The organism is Ideonella sp. P3_A4 (assembly GCF_056403075.1).
Map to the genome: position 1 here is coordinate 1 of NZ_JBFUGE010000510.1, position 4,353 is coordinate 4,353.

Here is a 4,353-nt window from a genome sequence, read left to right on the forward strand (position 1 = left end):
GTCGTCAACGCCGATGGCACGTTCACGTACACGCCTGCCGCCAATTACAAAGGCCCGGACAGCTTCACGTACACGCTGACTGATGCGGACGGCGACGTGTCGACCGCCACGGTCACGCTGAACGTCGCTTCGGTTGACGATCTGCCCACTGCCAAGAACGATACGTTTGCTGCGACTGAAGACACCATCCTCAACGGCTCGGTSGCCGGCAACGACACGCTGTCCGGCGACGGTGGCAACACCTTYGCGCTCAGCGCTGGCGCCGCCCACGGCGCTGTCATCGTCAACGCTGACGGCACGTTCACGTACACCCCGGTCGCCAACTACAGCGGCCCGGACTCGTTCACCTACACACTGACCGATGCCGACGGTGATGTCTCCACCGCCACGGTCACGCTGAACGTCGCCTCGGTTGATGACGTACCTGTCGCCAAGGCCGATACGTTCAACGCGACTGAAGACACCCCGTTGAACGGTTCCGTCGCCGGCAACGACACCCTCTCCGGCGACGGTGGCAACACGTTCGCGCTCGGCACGGGTGCCGCCCACGGCACAGTGGTCGTCAATGCTGACGGCACGTTCACCTATACGCCGGCTGCCAATTACAACGGCCCGGACAGCTTCACCTACACGCTGACTGACGCTGACGGCGACGTATCCATCGCCACCGTCACGCTGAACGTCGGCTCCGTCGATGACCTGCCAGTTGCCAAGGCCGATACTTTCAACGCCACGGAAGACACCGCGCTGAACGGCTCCGTCGCCGGCAACGACACCCTCTCCGGTGACGGCGGCAACACTTTCGCGCTCGGCACCGGTGCTGCGCACGGCACCGTCGTCGTCAATGCCGACGGCACGTTCACATACACSCCGGSTGCSAAYTACAACGGYCCMGACAGCTTCACSTACACMCTGACCGATGCCGATGGCGACGTCTCGACCGCGACCGTCACTCTGAACGTCGCTTCGGTCGACGACCTGCCGACGGCCAAGAACGACACTTTCGCTGCGACCGAGGACACCGTCCTCAACGGCTCAGTTGCCGGCAACGACACCCTCTCCGGCGACGGTGGCAACACCTTCGCACTCGGCACCGGTGCTGCGCACGGCGCGGTCGTCGTCAACGCCGACGGCACCTTCACGTACACGCCTGCCGCCAACTACAGCGGTCCGGACAGCTTCACCTACACCCTGACCGATGCCGATGGCGACATCTCGACGGCCACAGTGACTCTGAACATCGCTTCGGTCGACGATTTGCCGGCGGCGAAGGCTGACACCTTCAATGCGACCGAAGACGCCGTGCTCAACGGTTCGGTTGCCGGCAATGACACGTTGTCAGGCGATGGCGGGAACACCTTCGCGCTCGGTACTGGCGCTGCTCACGGCACGGTTGTCGTCAACGCCGACGGCACGTTCACGTACACGCCCGCCGCCAACTACAACGGTCCGGACAGCTTCACCTACACGCTGACCGATGCGGACGGTGATGTCTCGACTGCGACCGTCACGCTGAACGTCGGCTCCRTCGACGACCTACCGACGGCCAAGGCCGATACGTTCAACGCCACCGAAGACACCCTCCTGAGCGGCTCGGTGGCTGGCAATGACACGCTGTCCGGCGACGGCGGCAACGTCTTCGCCCTCGGCACCAACGCCGCTCACGGCACCGTCGTCGTCAATGCCGATGGCACGTTCACGTACACCCCGGCCGCCAACTACAACGGCCCGGACTCGTTCACCTACACCCTGACTGACGCCGACGGTGACGTCTCGACTGCCACGGTCGCACTGAACGTCGTATCCGCCGACGATCTGCCCACCGCCAAGGCCGACACGTTCAACGCGACCGAGGATACGATGCTAAACGGCTCGGTCTCTGGCAACGACACCCTCAGCGGCGACGGCGGCAACGTCTTCTCGCTCGGCACCGGCGCAGCCCACGGCACTGTCGTCATCAATGCCGACGGCACGTTCACGTACACCCCGGCCGGCAACTACAACGGCCCCGACAGCTTCACCTACACGCTGACCGATGCCGATGGCGATGTCTCGACCACCACGGTGACGCTCAACGTCGCTTCCGTCGACGACCTGCCCACTGCGAAGAATGACACCTTCGCCGCCACGGAAGACACCGTACTCAACGGATCGATGGCTGGCAATGACACGCTCTCCGGCGACGGCGGCAACGTCTTCTCGCTGGGCACTGGCGCCGCGCAYGGCACGGTCGTCGTCAACGCCGACGGCACATTCACGTACACCCCAGCCGCCAACTACAACGGCCTGGACTCGTTCACCTACACGTTGACTGACGCGGATGGTGGTGTCTCGACCGCGACTGTCACGCTGAACGTCGCTTCTGTCGACGACCTGCCGACGGCCAAGGCCGACACGTTCAACGCGACCGAAGACACCGTGCTGAACGGTTCTGTTGCTGGCAACGACACCCTCTCCGGCGACGGCGGCAACACCTTCGCGCTGGGCACCAGCACCGCCCACGGCACCGTCGTCGTCAACGCTGACGGCACGTTCACCTACACCCCCGCCGCCAACTACAACGGCCCCGATTCGTTCACCTACATGCTGACGGACGCCGATGGCGACGTGTCGACTGCAACGGTCACGTTGAACGTTGCATCCGTCGCTGACCTGCCGACGGCCAAGAACGACACGTTCGCCGCCACTGAGGACACCGTCATGAACGGTTCGGTGGCAGCCAACGACACCCTCAGCGGCGACGGCGGCAACGTCTTCGCCCTGGGCACCGGCGCCGCTCACGGCATCGTCGTCGTCAATGCCGACGGCACGTTCACGTACACACCTGCGGCCAACTACAACGGCTCGGACTCGTTCACGTACACGTTGACCGATGCCGATGGCGACGTGTCGACCGCCACCGTCACGCTGAACGTCGCCTCGGTTGACGACCTGCCGGCGGCCAAGAACGACACCTTYGCTGCSACCGARGACACCGTKCTCAACGGYTCCGTCRCGGGCAACGACACGCTCTCGGGCGATGGCGGCAACACTTTCACCCTCGGCACGGGCGCGGCCCACGGCACGGTCGTCGTCAATGCCGACGGTACGTTCACCTATACCCCTGCCGCCAACTACAACGGCCCGGACTCGTTCACGTACACGCTGACCGATGCGGACGGTGACGTCTCCACGGCCACTGTGACCCTGAACGTCGCCTCCGTCGACGACCTGCCCACCGCCAAGAACGATACCTTCGCCGTCACTGAAGACACCGTCCTCAACGGCTCGGTCGCCGGCAATGACACGCTGTCTGGCGACGGTGGCAACACCTTCGCGCTGGGCACCGGCGCTGCGCATGGCACTGTCGTCGTCAACGCCGAYGGYACGTTCACSTACACGCCWGYKGCMAACTACAACGGTCCGGACTCGTTTACCTACACGTTGACCGATGTCGATGGTGATGTGTCGACGGCGACTGTCACGCTGAGCGTCGCCTCCGTCGACGACCTGCCCACTGCCAAGAACGACACGTTTGCCGCCATCGAAGACACCGTCCTCAACGGCTCTGTCGCCGGCAACGACACGCTGTCGGGCGACGGTGGAAATACCTTCGCGCTTGGGACTGGCGCCGCTCACGGCACCGTCATCGTCAACGCCGATGGCACGTTCACGTACACGCCGACCGCCAACTACAACGGCCCGGACTCGTTCACATACACGCTGACGGATGCCGACGGCGATKTGTCGACCGCCACGGTCACCCTGAGCGTCGCCTCCGTCGACGACCTGCCGACCGCGAAGAACGACACCTTCTCTGCGACAGAAGACGCCGTACTGAACGGCTCAGTGGCTGGCAACGACACGTTGTCTGGCGACGGCAGCAACACGTTCGCCCTCGGCACCAACGCCGCGCACGGCACGGTCGTCGTCAACGCCAACGGTACGTTCACGTACACGCCAGCGGCAAACTACAACGGCCCGGATAGCTTCACCTACACATTGACCGATGCCGATGGCGATGTGTCGACTGCCACGGTCACGCTGAACGTCGGCTCTGTCGACGACCTGCCCTCCGCTGCCAACGACACCTTTGCCGCGACCGAAGACACCGTCCTGAACGGTTCGGTCGCCGGCAACGACACCCTCTCCGGCGACGGCGGCAACATCTTCGCGCTGAGCACAGGTGCGGCCCACGGCACGGTGGTCGTCAACGCCGACGGCACGTTCACGTACACACCGGCTGCGAACTACAACGGCCCGGACTCGTTCACGTACACCCTGACCGACGCCGACGGCGATGTCTCCACGGCCACCGTCACGCTGAACGTCGCGTCGGTCGACGATCTGCCGRCGGCCAAGAACGACACGTTC

Annotated in this window: 1 protein-coding gene; it reads left to right on the forward strand. The window is 64.5% G+C overall.

What is annotated here, in order from left to right:
* On the forward strand, nt 1-4,353 hold a 4,353-nt coding region (locus AC1DYI_RS27850), incomplete at both ends, for a beta strand repeat-containing protein (protein WP_477207369.1).